The organism is Pseudomonas sp. O230 (genome assembly GCF_045447035.1).
Lineage (GTDB): Bacteria > Pseudomonadota > Gammaproteobacteria > Pseudomonadales > Pseudomonadaceae > Aquipseudomonas.
On record NZ_JBJGXN010000017.1, the window covers coordinates 1 to 20,001 of the forward strand.

Annotated in this window: 15 protein-coding genes and 1 pseudogene; 10 read left to right on the forward strand and 6 right to left on the reverse strand. The window is 59.8% G+C overall.

What is annotated here, in order from left to right; translation table 11 throughout:
• Nucleotides 1–147 precede the first annotated feature (147 nt).
• The 4 genes from ACI77H_RS28910 to ACI77H_RS28925 all read right to left on the reverse strand — a co-directional run bounded on the left by ACI77H_RS28910 (nt 148) and on the right by ACI77H_RS28925 (nt 3,386).
• Nucleotides 148–843 (reverse strand): tRNA (adenine(22)-N(1))-methyltransferase, encoded by a 696-nt coding sequence (locus ACI77H_RS28910; RefSeq protein ID WP_407015250.1) that lies wholly within the window; start codon nt 841–843, stop codon nt 148–150.
• A gap of 162 nt (nt 844–1,005) precedes the next feature.
• Entirely contained in the window at nt 1,006–1,464 is a 459-nt protein-coding gene (locus tag ACI77H_RS28915) for a MarR family winged helix-turn-helix transcriptional regulator (RefSeq protein WP_407015252.1), read from the reverse strand.
• A 223-nt stretch (nt 1,465–1,687) separates the two neighbouring features.
• Nucleotides 1,688–2,893: an epoxide hydrolase family protein gene (locus ACI77H_RS28920; protein WP_407015254.1), complete on the reverse strand. Its 1,206-nt coding sequence runs from the start codon at nt 2,891–2,893 to the stop codon at nt 1,688–1,690.
• A gap of 40 nt (nt 2,894–2,933) precedes the next feature.
• Nucleotides 2,934–3,386 (reverse strand): Ohr family peroxiredoxin, encoded by a 453-nt coding sequence (locus ACI77H_RS28925; RefSeq protein ID WP_407015255.1) that lies wholly within the window; start codon nt 3,384–3,386, stop codon nt 2,934–2,936.
• 383 nt (nt 3,387–3,769) lie between these two features.
• Between ACI77H_RS28925 and ACI77H_RS28930 the strand changes: the two genes are divergently transcribed.
• Nucleotides 3,770–4,687 (forward strand): LysR substrate-binding domain-containing protein, encoded by a 918-nt coding sequence (locus ACI77H_RS28930; protein WP_407015256.1) that lies wholly within the window; start codon nt 3,770–3,772, stop codon nt 4,685–4,687.
• A gap of 115 nt (nt 4,688–4,802) precedes the next feature.
• On the opposite strand, the gene ACI77H_RS28935 is transcribed toward ACI77H_RS28930, so the two are convergent.
• Nucleotides 4,803–6,200 carry an MFS transporter gene (locus tag ACI77H_RS28935; protein WP_407015257.1) on the reverse strand — a complete coding sequence of 466 codons (1,398 nt, stop codon included), beginning with the start codon at nt 6,198–6,200 and terminating at the stop codon, nt 4,803–4,805.
• A gap of 505 nt (nt 6,201–6,705) precedes the next feature.
• Entirely contained in the window at nt 6,706–7,719 is a 1,014-nt protein-coding gene (locus ACI77H_RS28940) for a GlxA family transcriptional regulator (protein WP_407015259.1), read from the reverse strand.
• A 123-nt stretch (nt 7,720–7,842) separates the two neighbouring features.
• On the opposite strand from ACI77H_RS28940, the pseudogene ACI77H_RS28945 reads away from it, so the two are divergent.
• The 9 genes and pseudogenes from ACI77H_RS28945 to ACI77H_RS28985 all read left to right on the forward strand — a co-directional run.
• Nucleotides 7,843–8,121: pseudogene (locus tag ACI77H_RS28945) on the forward strand (hypothetical protein); the annotation flags it as partial.
• Nucleotides 8,122–8,757: 636 nt separating this feature from the next.
• Entirely contained in the window at nt 8,758–9,936 is a 1,179-nt protein-coding gene (gene wecB / locus ACI77H_RS28950; protein WP_407015261.1) for a non-hydrolyzing UDP-N-acetylglucosamine 2-epimerase, read from the forward strand.
• A 42-nt stretch (nt 9,937–9,978) separates the two neighbouring features.
• A complete protein-coding gene (locus ACI77H_RS28955) occupies nt 9,979–12,192 on the forward strand; it encodes a hypothetical protein (RefSeq protein ID WP_407015262.1) in 2,214 nt (737 codons plus the stop codon).
• 12 nt (nt 12,193–12,204) lie between these two features.
• On the forward strand, nt 12,205–14,319 hold the full coding sequence (locus ACI77H_RS28960) for a glycosyl transferase family protein (protein ID WP_407015264.1): 2,115 nt from the start codon (nt 12,205–12,207) through the stop codon (nt 14,317–14,319).
• A complete protein-coding gene (locus tag ACI77H_RS28965) occupies nt 14,316–16,859 on the forward strand; it encodes an NfrA family protein (protein ID WP_407015265.1) in 2,544 nt (847 codons plus the stop codon). Before ACI77H_RS28960 ends, ACI77H_RS28965 begins: the two co-directional genes overlap by 4 nt.
• An 8-nt stretch (nt 16,860–16,867) precedes the next feature.
• Complete coding sequence (locus ACI77H_RS28970) at nt 16,868–17,521, forward strand: alginate O-acetyltransferase AlgF (protein ID WP_407015266.1); 654 nt, start codon at nt 16,868–16,870, stop codon at nt 17,519–17,521.
• Nucleotides 17,518–18,507: an alginate O-acetyltransferase AlgX-related protein gene (locus ACI77H_RS28975; RefSeq protein ID WP_407015268.1), complete on the forward strand. Its 990-nt coding sequence runs from the start codon at nt 17,518–17,520 to the stop codon at nt 18,505–18,507. Before ACI77H_RS28970 ends, ACI77H_RS28975 begins: the two co-directional genes overlap by 4 nt.
• Before the next feature lie 77 nt (nt 18,508–18,584).
• Nucleotides 18,585–19,364 (forward strand): hypothetical protein, encoded by a 780-nt coding sequence (locus ACI77H_RS28980; RefSeq protein WP_407015332.1) that lies wholly within the window; start codon nt 18,585–18,587, stop codon nt 19,362–19,364.
• Between the two features lie 315 nt (nt 19,365–19,679).
• Nucleotides 19,680–19,979 carry a hypothetical protein gene (locus tag ACI77H_RS28985; protein ID WP_407015270.1) on the forward strand — a complete coding sequence of 100 codons (300 nt, stop codon included), beginning with the start codon at nt 19,680–19,682 and terminating at the stop codon, nt 19,977–19,979.
• Nucleotides 19,980–20,001: the final 22 nt, after the last annotated feature.

The following is a 20,001-nucleotide window of genomic DNA, read 5'->3' on the forward strand; positions in this document are numbered from 1 at the left end:
CGGGCACCTTCTTTATGTCCAATGACGCCTTCTACTATAGTGTGCTGTCAGTGCTTGCGAAGGTTGCCGAAGTCTATGGCACTACCCACGCAGGAGTCGGGCGCGCCTCGCTGCTTGGTTAACCTTTCATCCAACCCTGGAACGTACTCAAGCCAACAACTCGCTGATCCACCGCGCCTGCCGGGCGACATCCTGCACCTTCTCCTCAGGCACAGCCTGCCGAGCGCGGGCTAACTGGGTCAGGGTTTGCTGCTTATGGCGCAGGATGCGCTGCCACTTGACCAGGAACGCCGGACTACGCACCTGCATCTGCAGCGGGCCGAAGTACAGTTCCTCGGCGGTGTACGTCACCGGCCCGGCGCGCTCGGCGACGATGATTTCGTAGTCGAAACGGTTTTCGCGAAGCACTTCCTCGCAGAGGATGCGATAGCCATTTTCCATCAGCCATTGACGCAGTGGCTGCTCACCGCCGTTGGGCTGCAGGATCAAGCGCTCGCCGCCGCTCAGGTGCACCTTGCCGTTGTCGAGGATGTCGCGGATCGTCTCGCCGCCCATGCCGCAGATGCTGATCGCCGTGATCCCGTCTCCCGGCTCGATCGCCGCCAAGCCATCGGCCAGGCGCACGGTAATCCACTGATCCAGGCCGTTTTCGCGCACGGTGCGTTCGGCCGAGCGGAACGGCGTCAGTGCCACCTCCCCCGCCACCGTCGCCGCGATGGCGCCACGGCGCATCAACGCCACCGGCAGGTAGGCGTGGTCCGAGCCGATATCGGCCAGGCGCGCAGCGGCAGGCATATGCGCCGCCACGCGCTCCAGGCGCTTGGACAATGTCTGTTCGTTCAACTGCAGCTCCTTTTCACCAGGAATGTCCGGCACCGGTTGGCTTGAGTGCGGGCCGCCATGATGCTTGGTGAGGTAAGCAGGGTAAAGGGCCGCCGCGGGTTGTATGACTGGCTTGCCTGTCGTCGTGCCATAGGGAAGACAGGCTCGAACGGTTGAATCGCCTTACTCCCTGTCTTTCGTCGTACGAATGAGATTGCCCCGCAACTTCACAATGGCCTGCTGCAGTTGCACGAACTCGTCAGCATCAAGACCGGTTTGCGGGAAACCGTCTTCCGAGAGACCCTCACGCAGTTTTCGCCCCTCTTTTGTGAGGCTGATCCGCACTTGGCGTTCGTCTTCGGGGTCGCGCTGGCGCAGCACATAACCCATGGCTTCCAACTTTTTCAGGATCGGCGTGAGGGTGTTGGATTCGAGGAATAGTTTTTCGCCGAGGCTGCCAACGGTCTGGTTGTCTTCCTCCCACAGCACAACGAGGGTGATGTATTGCGTATAGGTGAGTCCGAGCCGTTCAAGCATTGGCTTGTAAGCCTTGCCGAAGGCGAGGTTAGAGGAATAGACCGCAAAACACAGGAAGTCGGAAAGCTTCAGGTCGAGGGCGGATGGCTTTTCAGCAGGTTTCATGAGCATTCTCCGGGCCAGAGATAAATGGATCGCAAGGCCAAACTATACATCGCATGCGATGGTATCGGAAGTGCTCGTTCCATTATTACTCCTCCTGCGGCAGGCGAACGACTCACCAGGGATGACCCTGGCGAGCCGTGCGTCGACGGAAACTGCTGCCGGCAGCGGCGAGTCTGATCCTTACACATCCAGAATCAGATTCTTCATGCCTGTGGCTTGTCACTTACCTCAGCGACTTGAACCCGGCCCGCACTTCCTGTGAGAACAACGCTGGCTGCTCCCACGCAGCAAAGTGCCCCCCTTTGGCAACTTTGTTGTAATGCACAAGCTTGGGATAGGCCTGCTCCGACCAACTTTTCGGCGCCTCGTACAGTTCATCAGGGAACACGCTGACCGCCACCGGGATGTTGACACCCTTGATGGCGAAGAAGGTCGACTTGTTCTCGTAATAGAGCCGCCCCGAGGAAACGGCCGTGTTGGTCAGCCAGAACAGCGTGATGTTGTCGAGGACGTCATCGGGCGTAAGGCCTTCCAGTTGCCCGTCAATTGAACGCGCAATCATCTCGTAGCTTTTGGGGTCGTGATCAAGCATGAAGGCCGCCAAACCAACGGGCGAATCAGTGAGGCCGGCCAGCGACTGAGGCCGGTCACCCATCATGATTGCGTAGCCGATGTGCTTGTAGGTGTTGGCGAGTTGATCAGTTGCTCGCTTCTCTTCCTTTGAAAGACCACTGGGCAACGGGGCGCCGCGAAACAACGCGGCATCAATGTCAGGTGGAATGACGCCAGGCATGTTCGAATGAATACCGATCAAGCCAGGTGGAGCCATCACACCCATCAGATCAACGACGATAGCGCCCCAATCACCCCCTTGTGCTCCGTACCGGGTGTAGCCGAGACGCTGCATCAGCTCGATGTATGCATCGGCAATACGAGCGGGATTCCAACCGGCCGAAGTCGGTTTCTCCGAGAATCCGTAACCCGGCATCGATGGAATCACCAGGCTGAACGCATCGGAAGCACTACCACCGTGCGCCGTGGGATCGGTGAGCGGCCCGATGACTTTCATCAACTCGATCACCGACCCAGGCCACCCATGCGCCATCAACAGGGGCAACGCGTTCTCGTGTTTTGAGCGGACATGAATGAAATGGATATCCAAGCCGTCAATATGAGTGATGAAGTTTGGAACGACGTTTATTTTCGATTCAATGACTCGCCAGTCATACGTCGTCGCCCAATGTTTGGCGAGCTTCTGGATGGTCGCCAGTTGTACCCCTTGAGAGGAGTCATTGACGGTTTCCTTGTCTGGCCATCTTGTTGCATTTATACGCCTGCGCAACTCGGAAAGTTCAGTTTCTTGGGCGCTGAAATGAAAGGGGCGTATTTCAGCAGAAGCACGGTCTGTATTTGTTGAAGCAGTAGTCATGGCATCAGTCCTGATTGAGAAACCCAGCAAATCATCTGAATCACGACGTCTGAACATTCAAATAAACGTCAATGTTGCCGCGCGTGGCCTTCGAGTAAGGGCAAATCTGATCCGCAGCATGCGCGACAGCGCAGGCGACCTCATGAGGCAGGCCTGGCAGGTTTACGTTGAACCCTGCCTGCAGGAAGTAAGCGTTCCCGGTTTGCCCCAGATTGATCTCGATATCGACGGACACTTCAGCTGGAATAGTTACGTTCAACTCCTTGGCCGCGAGGCCAAGCGCTGCGATGTAGCAGGCCGACCATGCGCCGGCAAACAACTGCTCGGCCGTGGGGTGCGGCTGGATGGCGGCAAATACGTGGGCCGGCCTCGCGTTTCCCGGCGTTGAAAGTTCGATGTCGAGGTTGCCGTTGTGCCCGCGCGAAGTGTTGCCAGAGCTGCTCAGGGTGGTGTGCGTTTTGCCGGTAGCCAAGACTTTTTCGATTTTGCTCATCAGTAATTCCTTGAGTTTTTTTATTAAAGTCAAATAGCACTAAAGAAACGTAACTATTTGACGCAGCTCATTTTATAGACACACACAAAGTGCCGGGAATGACGGAAAAACCGATCACCTTCGGCTTTTCCGACCACCCCGCGGCCCTTCGCCCGTTGAGATGAAACACATCACCGCTCGTCGCCAAGTCGTAACACGAGCTTTGACATCGATGGGTCTTTGCTTGAATATTATTACATCGCATACGATTCAATCGATACCGATAATCAGCAGCCATAACCCTTGCCGTTTGGAGAGTCAGCCATGAACACCGCAAGCAGCCTCAAAATCTCTACCCCACTCGCTTCCCATGCCCACAACGGCAACAACTGGATCACTGCTTCGTGAAGCTGATCCAGCTCCGAGCGTTTTGCTCGGTGGTCGATATGGGCAGCTTTCGTTCGGCGGCACGGGCACTGGACGCAGCTCAAAGCACATTGACCGAGTCGATTCAAAGTCTGGAAAGAGAACTGGGAGCAACCTTGTTGGTGCGCTCCAATCAAGGCATCAGCCTGACCCTGGCCGGCAAGGTTTTCCTGAGCCGGGCACGCTCGATCATTCTGGAGTGTGATCGCGCAGTACAAGACGTCCGAGAGTGCAACGGTGCGCCCGAAGGTCTGATCGCCCTGGGGGTGACGGCGGAACCATTGGCTGCGTGCCTGATGCCCGTCTTCAACAGTTTTACCCGTCGATTTCCAAACGTGCAGTTACACGTCGCCAGTGGTCAGACGAAGAGGCTGATCGAAATGATTCGCGCGGGCCGGCTCGACTTTGTGATGTGTCCACTGAGCGCCGACGTCTGCGATATCGACTTGCAGATTGAGCAGCTCTACCGCTCGAATGCCAGCGTCATCGCACGCAAGGGACATCCGCTGGCGGATGCAGGCTCAGTGCGCGACCTTGCCGATTGCCAGTGGATCAGCGTCCGCCCGGAGGGAATTGCAGGGAGCGCGGAGAACCATCTGGTCGAGCTGTTCAAAGCCGAGGGCTTGCCGCCTCCGAAGATCGCGATCACGACCGAATCGCCGCTGGAAATCCTGCACATCATTTCCGAGACAGACTACCTGACTATTGAGCCCGGCCTGCTTCCCGGCATGAAGCTGTTTTCGTCGTCGCTGACCAGCATTTCGATTCGCGAGCCGCTGGAGTCGCGCGAGGTGTGCTTGATCAGCCGCCGAGTGTCACCCTTCACTCCAGTCACCCAAGAACTGACCAGCATGCTGATTTCGTACTCACGATTGCGACACCGAGCCAAGGGGTGAGGCTCGGATCGTCATTCAACCGCATAAGCCCGCTAACGGAAGTGCAGTGGCCAGCGAACTGAACCGGTAGCGGCTGCGCGCGCCGCCCCCCGGTTCAACTTCTCAGGCCGGCCGATTACAGATCGGTGATTTCCTTGTGGCGCGGTACCAGCAGTTTCATCACGCTCCACGCCACCAGGTAGGCCACCGCACAGATGGCGAACATGATCATGTAGCCGGTGTGAATATCGTTGATCGATTTGTAGTAGTCGAACACCCACCCGCCAATCTTCGTCATCACGACCCCGCCCATGCCCCCGGCCAAACCGCCAATGCCGACCACCGAAGCGATGGATTTTTGCGGGAACATGTCCGACACGGTGGTGAAGATGTTGCACGACCACGCTTGATGCGCCGACGCCCCGATGCCGATCAATATCACCGGCACCCAAAAACTGATGTAACCCAGTGGCTGCGCCAGCAGTACCAGCAACGGGAAGAACGCGATGACCAGCATGGCCTTCATCCGACCGTCATACGGTGCGTCGCCACGTGCCATGAAATAGCTCGGGAACCAGCCGCCGCCGATGCTGCCGACCATGGTCATGCTGTACAACACGGCCAACGGCAACACGATGGCCGCGCCCTTCATGCCGTACTGCGCCGACAGGTAGGTCGGCAGCCAGAACAGGAAGAACCACCACACGCCGTCGGTCATGAATTTGCCGAAGGCGAACGCCCAGGTCTGACGGTAGGTCAGCAACTTGAACCACGAGACTTTTTTCTCGGCAACGCCCGGCGCCGGGGTGGCAATCACCTGCGCATCGCTGCGGATGAAGGCCAGTTCCTCTGCCGAGAGGCGTTTTTGATTTTCAGGTTTTTCGTACAGCGCAATCCACACGGTCACCCAGACGAAACCCAACATGCCGATTACGATGAACGCCGCTTCCCAGCCCCACAGGCTGGCAATCAGCGGTACGCAGATCGGCGCCAGGATCGCGCCGACGTTGGCGCCGGAGTTGAAGATACCGGTGGCAAAGGAGCGTTCCTTCTTCGGGAAGTATTCGGCCGTGGCCTTGATCGCGATCGGGAAGTTACCCGCCTCGCCTATCGCCAGCACGGCGCGAGACAGCATGAAGCCCGCGATCGAGACCGGGATGACGGCAAGTCCGAACGCACTGCTCACCGCCGCGATGCCCTCGCCCATCGGCACAGAAAAGGCATGCATCATGGCGCCGGTCGACCAAATGCTGATCGCGATGATGTAGGCCTTTTTGGTGCCGATCTTGTCGACGAACCGGCCAGCAAACAGCATGGATATCGCGTACACAAACTGGAAAACGGACGCGATGTTGGCGTAGTCGCTGTTACTCCAGCCAAATTGCGTCGACAAATCCGGTGCCAACAGACTGAGCACCTGGCGGTCGAGGTAATTGACGGTCGTGGCGAAGAACAGCAGCGCACAGATCGTCCAGCGATATTTGCCGACCGCCTGGCCGACACGTTGCGCATTAATGGGCTCGTTCAGATTCATGGCATCACTTTATTATTGGATTGTGGTGATGATCTCTCGGTTTCAAGCGAGATCAATTCTTACGCACAGCACACTGCTCTGTGGCTCGCGTCAGACGAGTAGCACTTGCAATCGGGGAGTTGGCGGGGCGGCCACAAACAACGGAGATGACTGAGCGCAAGGGCAGGCAGTCAGGACCGGACCACAAGAAGCGGCAAGCGGTGAGGCGAGAAAGCGGATTGAGTTCATGATGGGACCCGGTTTTTGTTTTTAGGGGTGTAACATCGTATGTCATCGTACAACTGCGCCTTTTATAACGACTCCCCTACCCGGCTGTCAATCTTGAAAACGGCCGTTCGTCTCGACAGACAACACGCCGAATAGCAAAGGCTGTGCCGCCCTTGAAGAGGTTAGTCGTCCGGGTGTGGCCGTGGGTATTTGAAAATCAGATAGTCGTACGACAACGCATGTCGAGACGAACATTTGAACTGTAGGAGCGAGCTTGCTCCTACAGTTATTGAGGGGTCTATTTGACCAGCCGCTTTTCCTTGGACGGTCTGTACCCGAAATACGAGCTGTAGCACTTGCTGAAATGACTCGGTGACACAAAACCACACGCCACCAGCACATCCACCTGGGACAGTTCCGTGTGCTGGAGCAGGCGCCGCGCTTCGGTAATCCGCAATTCCATGTAATAGCGTTGAGGCGTGGTGCCGAGCTGCTCCTTGAACAGACGCTCGAGTTGGCGGCGAGAACGGCCTGCGTAAACCGCCAACTGCTCCAGTTCCAGCGGCTCTTCGAGGTTGGCATCCATCAGCTTCACCACTTCACGCAACGGTGCGCTCACACAGACGTTTTCCGTCGGTTTGATCCGCCGGTAACGCGACTCTTCGAACGCCAGGATGTCCTCGATCCCTTCGACAAGGGCCTTGTCGTGCAGACCTTTGATCCAGTCCAGGGCCATGTGGAAGGCACCCGAAGGACTGGATGCCGTGAGCCGGTCTCGGTCAATGACAAAAGGCTCACTGGTGACATGCGTCGTTTTCGCCACCTCCGCGAGCGCGGGGCGATGTTCGGGGTGAATCGCGCAACGATAGCCATCGAGCAAGCCTGCACTCCCGAGGAACCAGGCGCCATTCCACAAACCGGCCAGACTCACGCCATGATCCGACGCGGCTCTCAGCAAGCTGATCAGCTGATCTGTCGCCTTCAGCTCTGTCCTGTAGCCACCGCAAATGACCAACAGATCGAGGTCGTGTACGACGGAACAATCGATGCGCGCATCCGGCCGGATGACCAGTCCCAGATCGCTGACGACCTCCCCGTCGTGCAAGCCGAACGTGCGCGACGAGAACAGTTTTGGCCGTAGCAGATTCGCGGTGACGATCGTATCCAGCGCCTGCGTAAACGCCGGCAGCGAAAAATGTTCGAGCAGCAAAAAGCCGGTCCGTGTCAGTTGAACAGGCTCATCGGGGTTGTCGTTCAGATAGCGAAGATTCTTCCCCTTCATGCCCCCGCTAAATTGGCGTCGTTCGATCAATGTGTGTGGCACTCGGTTGCGTTAACGGACAGGGAGTCTGGTAAATGAGGATATCGCAAAACGGTCCACGCTCCTCCATCCGGTTCCTCTGCAGACAGCGCCATGATCCGCACCTTGCTCGCAAACTCCATCGATTGGTCAGGCAGCAATGAAAGCAAGGAAATGACGACCAGCACCAAGAAAAAGGTCGAACAGTGCGACGATCATTATCAGGCCACTTGCATCGCAACCTTGACTCAGGAGTCGCTGGCCAATCCTCACTCCACCAGTAAGGACAAGAACACCAAGTCGCTTAACATTCCCGACACTGCCCAAGTAACAACGTACTACTACGAGGCGGAACACTTGAGCCAGGTGAAGATCGATTGTGAGTCAGGCGGTGGACACTGGAAAGCGAAGTGATTGGCCAGGTTTTATTTGGCAGCCCACAACACTTACCCTGCCAATTCGCAGCACGACTTTTATAAAATACGCGTGACGCGAACATAAAAAATAACGACATCGCGACAATATACAGGCGCCACTTAAGTGACTATTACTCGCTATACTCCAGCCAGCCGACGCCTTACAGAACACCCCCCGACTCTTACACTGCGAGAATAATTCAAACGCACCGACGAACGGACTGCAGAAATAAAACCCTATATAATTCATCATGTTAATCATGAACCAACGACCTACAACTATCTTTCTGAAATTTCAAAAAACCATAAAAGACCCGACCACGAATATAAAAGTTTCAAACTTTTTAATTAAATAAAAAAATACATATAACACTTTTAAATACTGTTCTTAGATGCTAATAATCCGGACGATTCCGGGTTCCCGGCAAGACACTTCCTCATCAGAAGTGAACATCAGCTAACCTCATATGCCGATGACCCGACCTTAATTAAACTCAAACCGCTAGCTTGCTCAAGTTTCAATAAACCTGAGCCGCTGTTGTGTTGTGCACTAAAACTGCGCAAGGAAGGCATCATCGCTCGCCATAAGATTAAGATCCTTTCGATCTTCGGGACCCGTCCAGAAGCCATCAAGATGGCGCCGTTGGTCAAAGCTCTCGCCGCAGAACCGAGCATTGATTCGCAGATCTGCGTCACCGGCCAGCATCAAAGCATGCTGAAACAGGTGTTGGATCTGTTCGACCTCAAGGCTGATTACACCCTTGATGTGATGACGCAACACCAATCGCTCAACTCGCTGACTGCGGCGTTATACGCAGCGATTGACCCGGTGCTGGAATTAGCCCGCCCGGACAGGGTGCTGGTGCATGGCGACACCACCTCGGCCATGGTCGCCGCGATGGCGGCGTTTCATCGACGCATCCCGGTTGGCCATGTGGAAGCCGGGCTGCGCACCGGCGATATCTATAGCCCGTGGCCGGAAGAAATGAACCGTCGCTGCATCGACCTGGGAGCCGACATGCTGTTTGCGCCGACCCAAGAGTCGCGCCAGAACCTGCTCGATGAACGCTTGCAGGGCCGCACCTTCGTGACCGGCAATACGGTGATCGACGCGTTGCAGATGACCGCACGGCGCATCGAGCTGGACGCTGACTTGCGGGCCAGCCTGGACCAGCAGTTCTCGTTTCTGCAGAGCGGCCGCAAGGTGCTGCTGGTGACCGGGCATCGGCGGGAAAACTTCGGTGAAGGCTTCCTGGATATCTGCAAGGCCCTGAGTCATCTCGCCCGGCGCGCGGATATCCAGATCGTCTATCCGGTGCATTTGAACCCCAATGTCATGGGCCCGGTCACCGAGCACCTGGGCGATCTGCCCAACGTGCACCTGATCAAGCCGCTGGACTATCTGGCCTTCGTGCGCCTGATGCAACGGGCTCACGTGATCCTCACCGACTCCGGTGGCGTGCAGGAAGAAGCGCCGTCCCTGGGCAAACCGGTGCTGGTCATGCGTGACGTGACCGAACGTCCGGAAGCGGTCGCAGCGGGCACTGTGCGCCTGGTTGGCACTGCACCGGACTCGATTATCGCCGGGGTCAACGCGCTGTTTGACGACGACCTCCTGTGGCGTCGCTGCTCCCAGGCGGCCAACCCTTATGGCGATGGAAAGGCCAGCGCGCGCATCGTCGACGCCTTGCTGGGTCGCGCGGTCGATGATTTCGTCATGGCACGCGCGCTGCCCACGTTCCTGCAACACCCGACAGCGGCTGCCGTGCGCGAGGAGCCCGGGGAAAACCTCCCGGCCTCCACCTCTCTATAAACCAAAACTGCTCCTCCCCCAATCTGCTCGAGATCGACCTGAATGAAGTCTTCCGTTGCCATCCATACGGGTGCGCTCAGCGCCCTTGCCTGTGGCGTGAGCCTGCTCGCGCTCATGCCGACCTTTGCCTTGGCCGCGGACAGCCCGCTCACCCAGGCGATCAACCGACTCAATGCCGACACTCGCCAGGAGCGTGAGGTGCGCTTGAGCGATCTGGGAATCGACGCGCCAATCATCCTCGGCTCCACCGATGCCCGCCGCGAACTGTATCTGCCGCTGCCGGCGGGTGTACCGTTGACGGAGGCCAGCCTCAATTTCAACGCCAGTTACCTCAATGGCGAAGGCGGCCGCAACACGTTGTTGCTGTCGCTGGACGGCTATCCGGTGCGCGCCGAAGGGCTCAGCGAAGCCCAGGGTGACGCCAGCGCCACGCTCGGCGTGGACAAGAAAGCACGGGACAGCGGCTCCCTACGCCTGGGCGTTGCCTGGTCGTCCATCGTGTCCCGTGTGTTGTGCGAAGACGAACGCGCCATCGGCAATGTGTTGCGGATCGAGCCCGACACCCGCCTCACCTACAGCTACGACGCCAACCTGTTGCAGGACGTCGGCGCTGCCTGGACGGCATTGCCTGGCAAACCGGGCATCATGGTCGCGCCGGGCACCTTGTCTGCCGAAAGCTACGATGCGGCCTGGCGCCTCGGTGTAGCGCTGGAGCGGATCGGCAAGCACAGCCGCATCCTGCCCTTCCCGGCCATTCAAGACAGCGTTGACCTTGGCGGCCTGCGCATCCCGGCCGAGTTGCTGGCCATTCCCGCGTTCGCCAGCCTCAACGGCAAAAGCCCCCACGTTCTGGCGGACGCGGCGCAAATCGGCGCATTGCTGATGCTGGGCCAGACGCCAAACGTCCAGGCCGATCTGGCTATCAACGACCCGCAACTGCTCAAGGCCGTCAATGAATCACTCGACGCGCTGCAGAGCCAGATCCAAGGCCTCGACGCCACGGCAACGAGCGCCTTCACGCAGTGGCGTGAGCGCCATGTCAACGCAGGTCTGGCCGCTACCGGTACTGACAACGTGCGCCTGGCCTTGCTCGGCACACGTCCGGTGCTGATGATCGCGCCGCAAGCCACCGGCAAGGCGCTGGCGTTGTTCAGCTCAGCCTGGAACACCCTGGCACGCAGCCGCCAATTAACGGTCAGCGAAGCGCAGTTGCCATTGAGCGCCGACGGTCGCGTGGCGTTGTCGCGATTGGGTGGCAACCCCGGCGCCATCGACGTGCTGGCCAAGTCCGACTGGAGCACGTCGTTCCCGTTGGGCAGCGTGGCCTATGACGGTCGCCTGCCGGTGAAGGCCGTGATCGACGTGTCCGCCGCACCCGGTGCATCGGACACCGCACCAGTGGCTTCGCTGTTTCTCAACGATTATCTGATTGGCGCGCAACAGCTGGAGGCCAACGGTGAAATGCAGCGCATCGAAGCGCGTATCCCGCGTTATGCGGTGGGGGCAACGAACGTCTTGCGCGTGTCGTTCCAGCGTCAGCCAGTGAGTGATCGCTGCCTGGAAACGCCGCAAGCCTTCCCGGTCTCGGTGCTGCCGACCAGCCACATCGTGCTGGATAAAACGGCTCTGGGTGATGACTTCGCCGGTATGGCCGCGCGGTTTGCCATGGACGCGCAAATCCTTGTGCCACAGGCCTACCTCGAACACCCGGCGAGCAGCCTGCCGCAGGTGATTTCGGTGGCTGACGCCGTGGGCGTATCGCCGTTGCGCGCGCAGTTGAAGGTCAGTGCTGATGCAAAGGCTTCGGTCACAGCGGACAAAACCTTCCTGGCCTTCGAGTTGCCGATCAAGGACAGCAAGGAATCGGTGCAAGTCGATGAACAGGGTCGCCTGCGCATCAATCACAAGGATCAAGTGTTGCTGGACGTGCAGCCGCTCAACCATCTGGCCTCGTTGCAAGTGGTGGATGCCGGCGGCCAACACGGTCTGGTCTATCGCGCCCTGGGCACCGACGCACCGCGCTTCGCCAAACAGATTCTGCTGAGCCGCGGCGACGTCGCCATTCTGGGTGACCACGGTGCACTGACCACCTTCGATACACAGGATCCGAGCGGCAGCCAATTGATCGACAACGAAGCACCCAAGGGCCTCGACGCCTGGCGCACGCCGTCGCTGTTGTGGCTGATTCCGGGCGGCATCCTGCTGGTCCTCATCCTGTTGCTGGCTGGCCGTAGTGCCCGCCGCAATCGCCAGTAACGGTAACCTTAGATGACGTCGCTTTATTGGCCCTATTGGCTGGCCCACTACTACAGCTTCCTGGAGATCTCGACCCTCGTGGTCGCGGTGCTGATCCTGATCTCCAGCCTGGACGATCTGTTCATTGACCTGTGGTACTGGTCTCGCCGCCTGTTTCGCAAGTTCACCGTGGACCGAAAATACCGGCCGCTGACCGCCGACCAGTTGATGGCTCGGGATGAACAGCCGCTGGCGATCATGGTCCCGGCCTGGCTGGAATACGACGTTATCGCGCCGATGATCGAGAACATGGTGTCGACCCTGGATTATCAGAACTATGTGGTCTTCGTCGGTACCTACATCAACGACCAGCGCACCATCGATGAAGTGGAGCGCATGCGTCGGCGCTACAAGCAGCTGCATCGCGTGGAAGTCCCGCATGCCGGGCCGACCTGCAAGGCCGACTGCCTGAACTGGGTGATCCAGGCCATTTTCCTGCACGAAAAAACCCACGGCATGACCTTCGCTGGCGTGGTGTTGCACGACAGCGAAGACGTACTGCACCCGATGGAATTGCGCCTCTTCAACTACTTGCTGCCGCGCAAGGACATGATCCAGTTGCCCGTGGTGTCGCTGGAGCGCAACTGGTACGAGTGGGTGGCCGGCACGTACATGGATGAATTCGCCGAGTGGCATGGCAAAGATCTGGTGGTGCGTGAAAGCATGACCGACACCGTGCCCTCCGCCGGGGTCGGCACCTGTTTCTCCCATCGCGCCCTGCGCGTGCTGGCCGGGGAGACCCAGAACCAGCCGTTCAATACCGACAGCCTCACCGAGGACTACGACGTCGGCGCACGCCTGGCCAAGGTCGGCATGAATGCAATCTTCGTACGCTTCCCGGTGCAGTTCCGGGTGTTGCGTAAATCATGGTTTCGCAAGCCTTACGAATCGACCCTGGAGATGCCGTTGTGCGTGCGGGAGTTCTTTCCCGATACCTTCCGCACCGCGTTCCGTCAGAAAGCCCGCTGGACCCTGGGCATTGGCCTGCAAGGCTGGGAGCAAATGGGCTGGAACGGTTCGCTGGCCAACCGCTACCTGCTGTTTCGCGATCGCAAAGGCGTGGTGACGGCGTTCGTCAGCATCATCGCCTACGTCATTCTGGTGCAACTGCTGGCGCTGATCATCCTGCGCCAGAGCGGCCTGTGGGACGTCAGTTTCCCGACGCCATTTGAAACCAGCGGCGTCATCCAATACCTGCTGTTGGCCAACGGTATCGCGCTGGCCTGGCGCATCGCTCACCGCTGCTATTTCACCACCGTGCTGTACGGCTGGCAGCATGGCTTGCTGTCGATCCCGCGCATGGTGGTCGGCAACTTCGTCAACTTCATGGCCGCGTCACGGGCCTGGCGCATGTTCCTGGTCGGCAAGGTGCTCAACCGCAAGCTGGTGTGGGACAAGACCATGCACGACTTCCCGTCCACCGACCTGGTGGCCGCCGCACCGCGCAAGCTCGGCAGCGTGCTGTTGTCCTGGCAGGCGATCAACGAAACCGATCTGCAAAGTGCCCTCACCGAACAGAAAACCCGGCACATGCCACTGGGGCGGATTTTGCTCAGCAACGGCTGGCTGGATGACGAGACACTGGCGGAAGCCATCGCCTTTCAGAACGACTTGCCGCGGGTGTTCGATGTGGCCGCCAAGGCGCAGTCGTCGCCCCTGACACTGGACGATGAATTCGCTCTGCGCTGGCGCGTGGTGCCGCTTGGCTTGAATGCCGACGGCCGCGCACAAGTTGCCGTGGCCAGCCCGTTGCCGGCCGCAGGCCTGCAACAGGTCAGCGAGGTATTGGGTAGCGAACCGGTGCAGCTGATTGCCCGGGAAAGCGAAATCGTTGCGCAGTTGCGTCAACTGAACGTACGCGATGGCCAAGCCGTGCCAGATGCCCGCGCGCCACTGCTGGGTGACCTGTTGATCGAAATGGGCCTGCTGGATCGCGGCGAGTTCAACCGCGCCATGTTGCAGTACCGCCCGCAGCGTCACGGTCGCATCGGCGACTATCTGGTCGACAGCGGCGTGTTGCCTCGCGCCACCATCGAAAAGGCCGTCGCCCGTCAGCACAGTCACTACCCTGCGGAGCTACCGGCATGAACCGTCCCTTGCTGACCCTCATGGCCACGGGGCTGAGCCTGCTGCCTGCATTGGTGCATGGCGAAACCCTGCCGCTGCCGTTGACCGGCCCGGCCTATGTCAACGCCAACGAGGCGTATAGCGCCTACGAACGCAAAGACTATGACCTGGCCATCGCCAAGGCCCGCGAAGCCTTGCGCCAGCGCGCCGACATCAGCCGTCTGCACACGCTGATTGCGCTGGCTCAGCGCGACAAGGAGTTGCGCGATCATCCCAAGCGCTATCCACAGTCGCGCCAGGCCCCAGGTTTCGGTGCCGCTGCCCAGGCATTCAAGGCCTATGACCGGGATGACTTCGACGCCGCTGCCGTGGCGGCACGCAAAGCCATCGCGCAGGCGCCAAAACGCATGGACTATCGCCTGCTGCTGATCGAGTCCTTGCAGCGCCAACAGCATTTGCAAGAGGCGGATCAAGCCACCACCCAGGCGCTGGCTGTGTTTCCCGACGACGATACGTTACTGATGCGCCGCGAAGCGATTCGTCGACAACTGGCCGCGCCGCTGGCGGTTGAGGGTTATCGCGCCCTGGAGCAAGGCCGTGTGCCGTTTGCCATGGATCAGGCCAGAAAGGCCGTCGCCTGGGCACCGGAAATTGCCGCCAATCAACAACTGCTGATCAGCGCCCTGCTCGCTGCCAACGACTACCGAGGGGCCGAGCTGGCGGCGTCAGGCGCATTGGCTCAGGACGATGGGGAGATCGCACCGTGGATTCTGCGCAGCTACGCCCTGGATCGTCAGGGCAAAACCCAAGCGGCCCAGGCTGATCTGAATCACGCTCTGGCCATCGACGGCCTGCTGGAAACGGAAACCCGCGACATCCGTTTCTTCGCCGCCGACGCCGCACTGGCCCATGGCGAGCCGCAACAAGCGCTCGATCATCTGCAGCCACTGGCCGACGATGAAAGCGGCGAAGTAGCCCGCCGACGCACCGCTGCCCGCCTGGCGCTGCGGCAGAAAGACAACGGTGCGAAAACTGTGGCCCATTTTCCTGCACCGGCCTTGAACTGTCAGGAAACCGCCTTCGGCCTTGTCTGTGATATCTGGCCGGGCAATCAGCGCGACGGCGGAACCGACATGGCCGCCCAGGCCTATGCAGCGCTGGCCCGCAAGGAGGCTGCGACGGCGGTTGCCCTGGCGAATGAGGCCGTCCGCCGTGCACCGCAAAATCCGGCTTACCGGCGCCTGTTGGTCAGTGCCCTGAGCGAGCAAAAACGGGTGCCTGAAGCGATCGCGGCGGCCAGCGAAGGTCTGAAGCTCACGGGAGATGACGCCCGATTGCTGTCTCAACGCGGGCGCCTGCGTCAACAAATCGGCGATGACTCCGGAGCGCGCAAAGACTTTACCCAGGCGTTGGCCCTGGGCAGCCTGCCCGCGTACGAAGAGGCCAGTTTGTACGCCGCCATCGGCCAGCGCCGCACCGCCCGCGAACGGCTGCAACAAGCTCGCGACAGCGGCGAACTGGAATCGATGAGTGATTTGCAGATCGCTTATTTGTCGGTCCAGGCCGGCGATGATGAAGCGGCCAACGCGTCGTTCCGCAAGGCCGATGCCGACACCCGGCTCACGCCGACGGCCACTCAGGATGCGGCCTACACCGCGATGCGCGCCCATGAAGACGAGCAAGCCGTGGGGTACTTCGAGCGCGTCATCGACGCGCAGCACGCCGGTGAAATGGACATGCCCGCGCAGCAGCTGTTCGACACCCGCCGTGCGGTGGGCGATGTCTCGCGCAGAATCGGGTTGACCAGCACCACCAGTTATCGCGGCAACAGCTCCAGCAGTGGCTTGAGTTCAGCGCCGAGCAGCGGCAGCACCAGCAACGACAGCTTGCAAAACAGCACTGAACTGTCCTGGCGCCCATTGGGTTATCGCAATGCACGATTCGTCGAACTGTACGGACGCGTCACCGACACGCTGTGGAGCAAGAACGGTGATTCGGATACCGGTTTCGATGCGCTGCAAGGCGCCGTGGGCGTACGCATCAAACCCTTCACCGCGCTGAACGTGATGGCCGCCGTCGAGCGCACGTTCCCCTTGGGATCGTCGGACATCGACGGTGACTGGCTGGTGCGCCTGGGTTATGGCTCAAGCATCGGCACCGATTTGCGGGTCGACGCCTCGAGTTGGTGGACCTCGCAGTTGTTCGCTGAAGCCGGTCATTACATCAACGACTCGCGGGATTATTTCAACAGCGAATGGCAGGTCGGTCGCAGCTACGCCATCGGCGGCGCAGGTTCGCGCTGGGTCAGTTTCCCCCATGTCGTGGCCGCGTTCGACTACGACTCGAAAATGAACAGCGGGACCGGCGCCGATGGCAACACCGAGTCATCCTCCGGCAAGGCCGGGGGCGTGGGTGTCGGCAATAACGTGCGCTACTGGTTCCGCGAAGATGCGTACAACGCGCCCCGCTCCTACGTGGATTTTTCCCTGCAGTACCGCGTAAAAGTCATGGGCGATGACCGCGCTGAAGGCGTGTTCGCTCGCCTGACTTATTCCTATTGAGGACGTGCATGAACGCCCGAATCTGTTTGTGGCTGGGCCTTGGCCTGATCCCGACGTGGGTGCAAGCTGCCCCCGAAATCGCACAGCTGTACGCGCCAACATTGCCCGAGGGTTCGGCCTGGATGCGGGTGGTCAACCCGCACGACACCGCCATGCAGGTCCGGGTGGGCCAAGGCGCGAATGTTGCCCTTTCCGCCCAGAACACGCTGGCCAGTCCCTTCCAGGTCGTCGACTCGCGGCAGCCGCTGCAGCTGACCGTCAATGGTCGCGAGATAAAGGACCTGAGCGCCCCAAAAGGTGCGTGGGTAACGTTGATTCTCGACAACGACCCGGCATTGGCACCACGCCTGGTCATCGACCCGCCACTGCGCGGCAAAGACCTGCGCGCCGAACTTAACGTGTACAACCTGGGCAACGGTTGCGATCGGGCCAATGTCCAATTGGCCAACGGCGCCCCGGTATTCAGTCAGGTGCCGTTCAATGGGCAAGCCCAGCGCGCCATCAACCCGGTGCAGGCGACGCTGGTTGCCAGCTGCGATCAGCACCGCAGCCTCCCGATGAAACTGGCACCGTTCAAGGCGGGCGATCGCTACAGCCTGTTTCTGGTTGGCACCCGCCAGGCGCCACGGCTGATTGGCCTTGTCGATCAGACCGCGCCATGACCCTTCAATGCAAACCCTCGCGTTTTATCCATCGCTGGTCGATGCCCGCCCTGCTCGCCGGCCTCCTGTCGAGCTTGTCAGGCACCGCCGTGCAAGCGGCGTCTGCTGTGATCACTGGCAATGGCGGATGGTTGTTTCCGGCCTGGGAAAGCCTGAACAAGGTCGACACCACCGGCACGACCCGCAACATTGAGCTGATCAAAGCACTCCAGCAGCGACTCGAACGCGCGCACATCGGGCTGGTCGTGCTGGTGGTGCCGATGAAAGCGCCGTTCTACGCACAGCGCCTGCCGGCCGATCAGCCGCTGAGCACGGCGGTGATGCAGCGTTACGAACACTTGCAGAGTGACCTGATTCGCGCAGGGCTGAGCACGCTGAACATCAAGCCCATCCTGCAAAGCACCGAGCAAGGTCAACACACGGCTTTTTACCGCGCCGACTATCACTGGACTGCCTGGAGCGCCGAAAACACCGCCGACGCCACCGCACAACTGATTACCGAGCGCTACCGGCTGCAAGGCGAACCCGGTGGTGGCGCGGCGCTGGGCCAGTGGTTCGACCGCCGCGCGTTCGGCGACCTGGCGAGCAATTTTTTGCCGGCGGTCAAACGCAAGGCGATTGGTCGCGACATCTATACCGTTCGCCATCAAGCGGAAAACGACTTGCTGATCGATGATGCGCCAGCACCGGTGCAAGTCATCGGCAACAGCTTTGTCCAACCTTATCTTGGCTTTACACAGAAGCTCTCCAATGCGCTCGACCGCCCCGTCGCGCTGACCTGGAACCCCGGCGATGTCGGCCCATGGGCTACGCTGCTGCAATACCTGGAGTCGGCGGATTTTGCTCAACACAAACCGCAAGTGATCGTCTGGCAATTCAACGAGGGCCAGTTTCACCTTGGCCCCGATGCGACAGCCAACTGGAACGCCAAGGGCGTCACTTCGCTGAGCCAATGGCATCAACGCATCAACAAGGCACTGCCGTGAATATTCCTGGCTACACCGCGAGTCGCGCGACGGTCACCGCGCTATTGTTTGCCGTCACCCTCAGTGCAGGAACCGGCATGCTCTACATGACCAAAAAGGCCCCGAGCCCGGGGATTGTCGGCATCGTCTGGCAGCCGGACAACAAGACGGTCGGCATCACCGGCCACTGGGAAAAACTCGGCGCCCGTGAACTGCTGGTGCAATGGACCGTGGTCGACGATCAGGCTTTCATTGCCGGTACCGGGCTACCGAGTGTGCCGGTACTCCCCGATTGGGCGCGCATCGCCAAGGCGCCCTGGGCGCAGGATGTGATCCTCGGGCTGGCCGGCTACTTCAGCGAGAATCGCTCGCGGGACAACATCGAACAATTGGCTGAAGTCTCCGAACGCATCGCCAAACTGCCTACGCCGCTACACGTCACCGGCTGGTATTTCCCTGCGGAAGTCGATCCGAGCTGGACCCGCGCCAAAGACTTGCCTGCCCTGCTCGCCAAGCTGCCGCGACCGCTGTGGATCAGCGTGTATGACGGCGCCAATATCGGCCCTGCCGCCACCGCCGAATGGCTCAAACAGTGGCTGCCGAATGACATTGGCGTGTTTTTCCAGGACGGCGTCGGCGTCTACGCCCGCACCGCACCGGTCGCCAGAACCTACGCCGACGCCTTGCGCCAACGCCTGGGCAAAGACCGTGTGCGAATCATCGTCGAAGCCTTCCGCCCCAACTTTGGTGGCGGCTTCCGCTCCGCCACTGCCGCCGAACTCAAACCGCAGTTGGCGGCGTATGACGGCTATCCGTTGTACCTGTTCGACGGGCCGCATTACGTGACGCCTGAATTGGTCGAGCAATTGAGCCGATGACGTAGATCGAGACAATCCAGGCCTGTGATTTCGCTCGAAAGTGGACGCTTGCATCGGGCAACAATCCTGAAGCACTCGCTCGGCACTGCATCCGCCCACCGCTTTCGACAAAGGAAAGCATGTCGAGATGGCGTCCAAGGCTGTGTGGCATGACATTCAGGATCACTGGCCGCAGGCTCGCTAACCCTTCTGGCTGCGCGTAAGAGTTTGTCGCGCAGCTTGCCTCATCTGCACTTCTCAACTTCAGCCAACCGTCTAACCTGATAAGTACACGACTACATACACGCTGCTAGCCGCCTCTTGCAGGAAAACGCCATGACCGGAAAAACAGCACGCCAATATTCGTCATGGATCCTGCCCTCCCTGCTTGCCATCAACCTGGCGATGATGGCGGGATGTTCAGGCAAAGCGGCCACGGCTCGCTATTCGGCCTCAAGCGTAGGCTCAAGCTGCTATGCCAAAGCGCTGCCCACTTCCGGCGAAGGCGGCCTCGCTTGGGGGGACACCTTGAACATGGCCCGCCAGAAATCCTTGAGTAACTGCATTCGCTATGCCGGCCGCTCCGGTGGCACGCCGGATACCTGCCAAGTGGTGTTGGCCGAATGCAGAAATTAGGCGTGCCGTCGTCTGCGCCCGC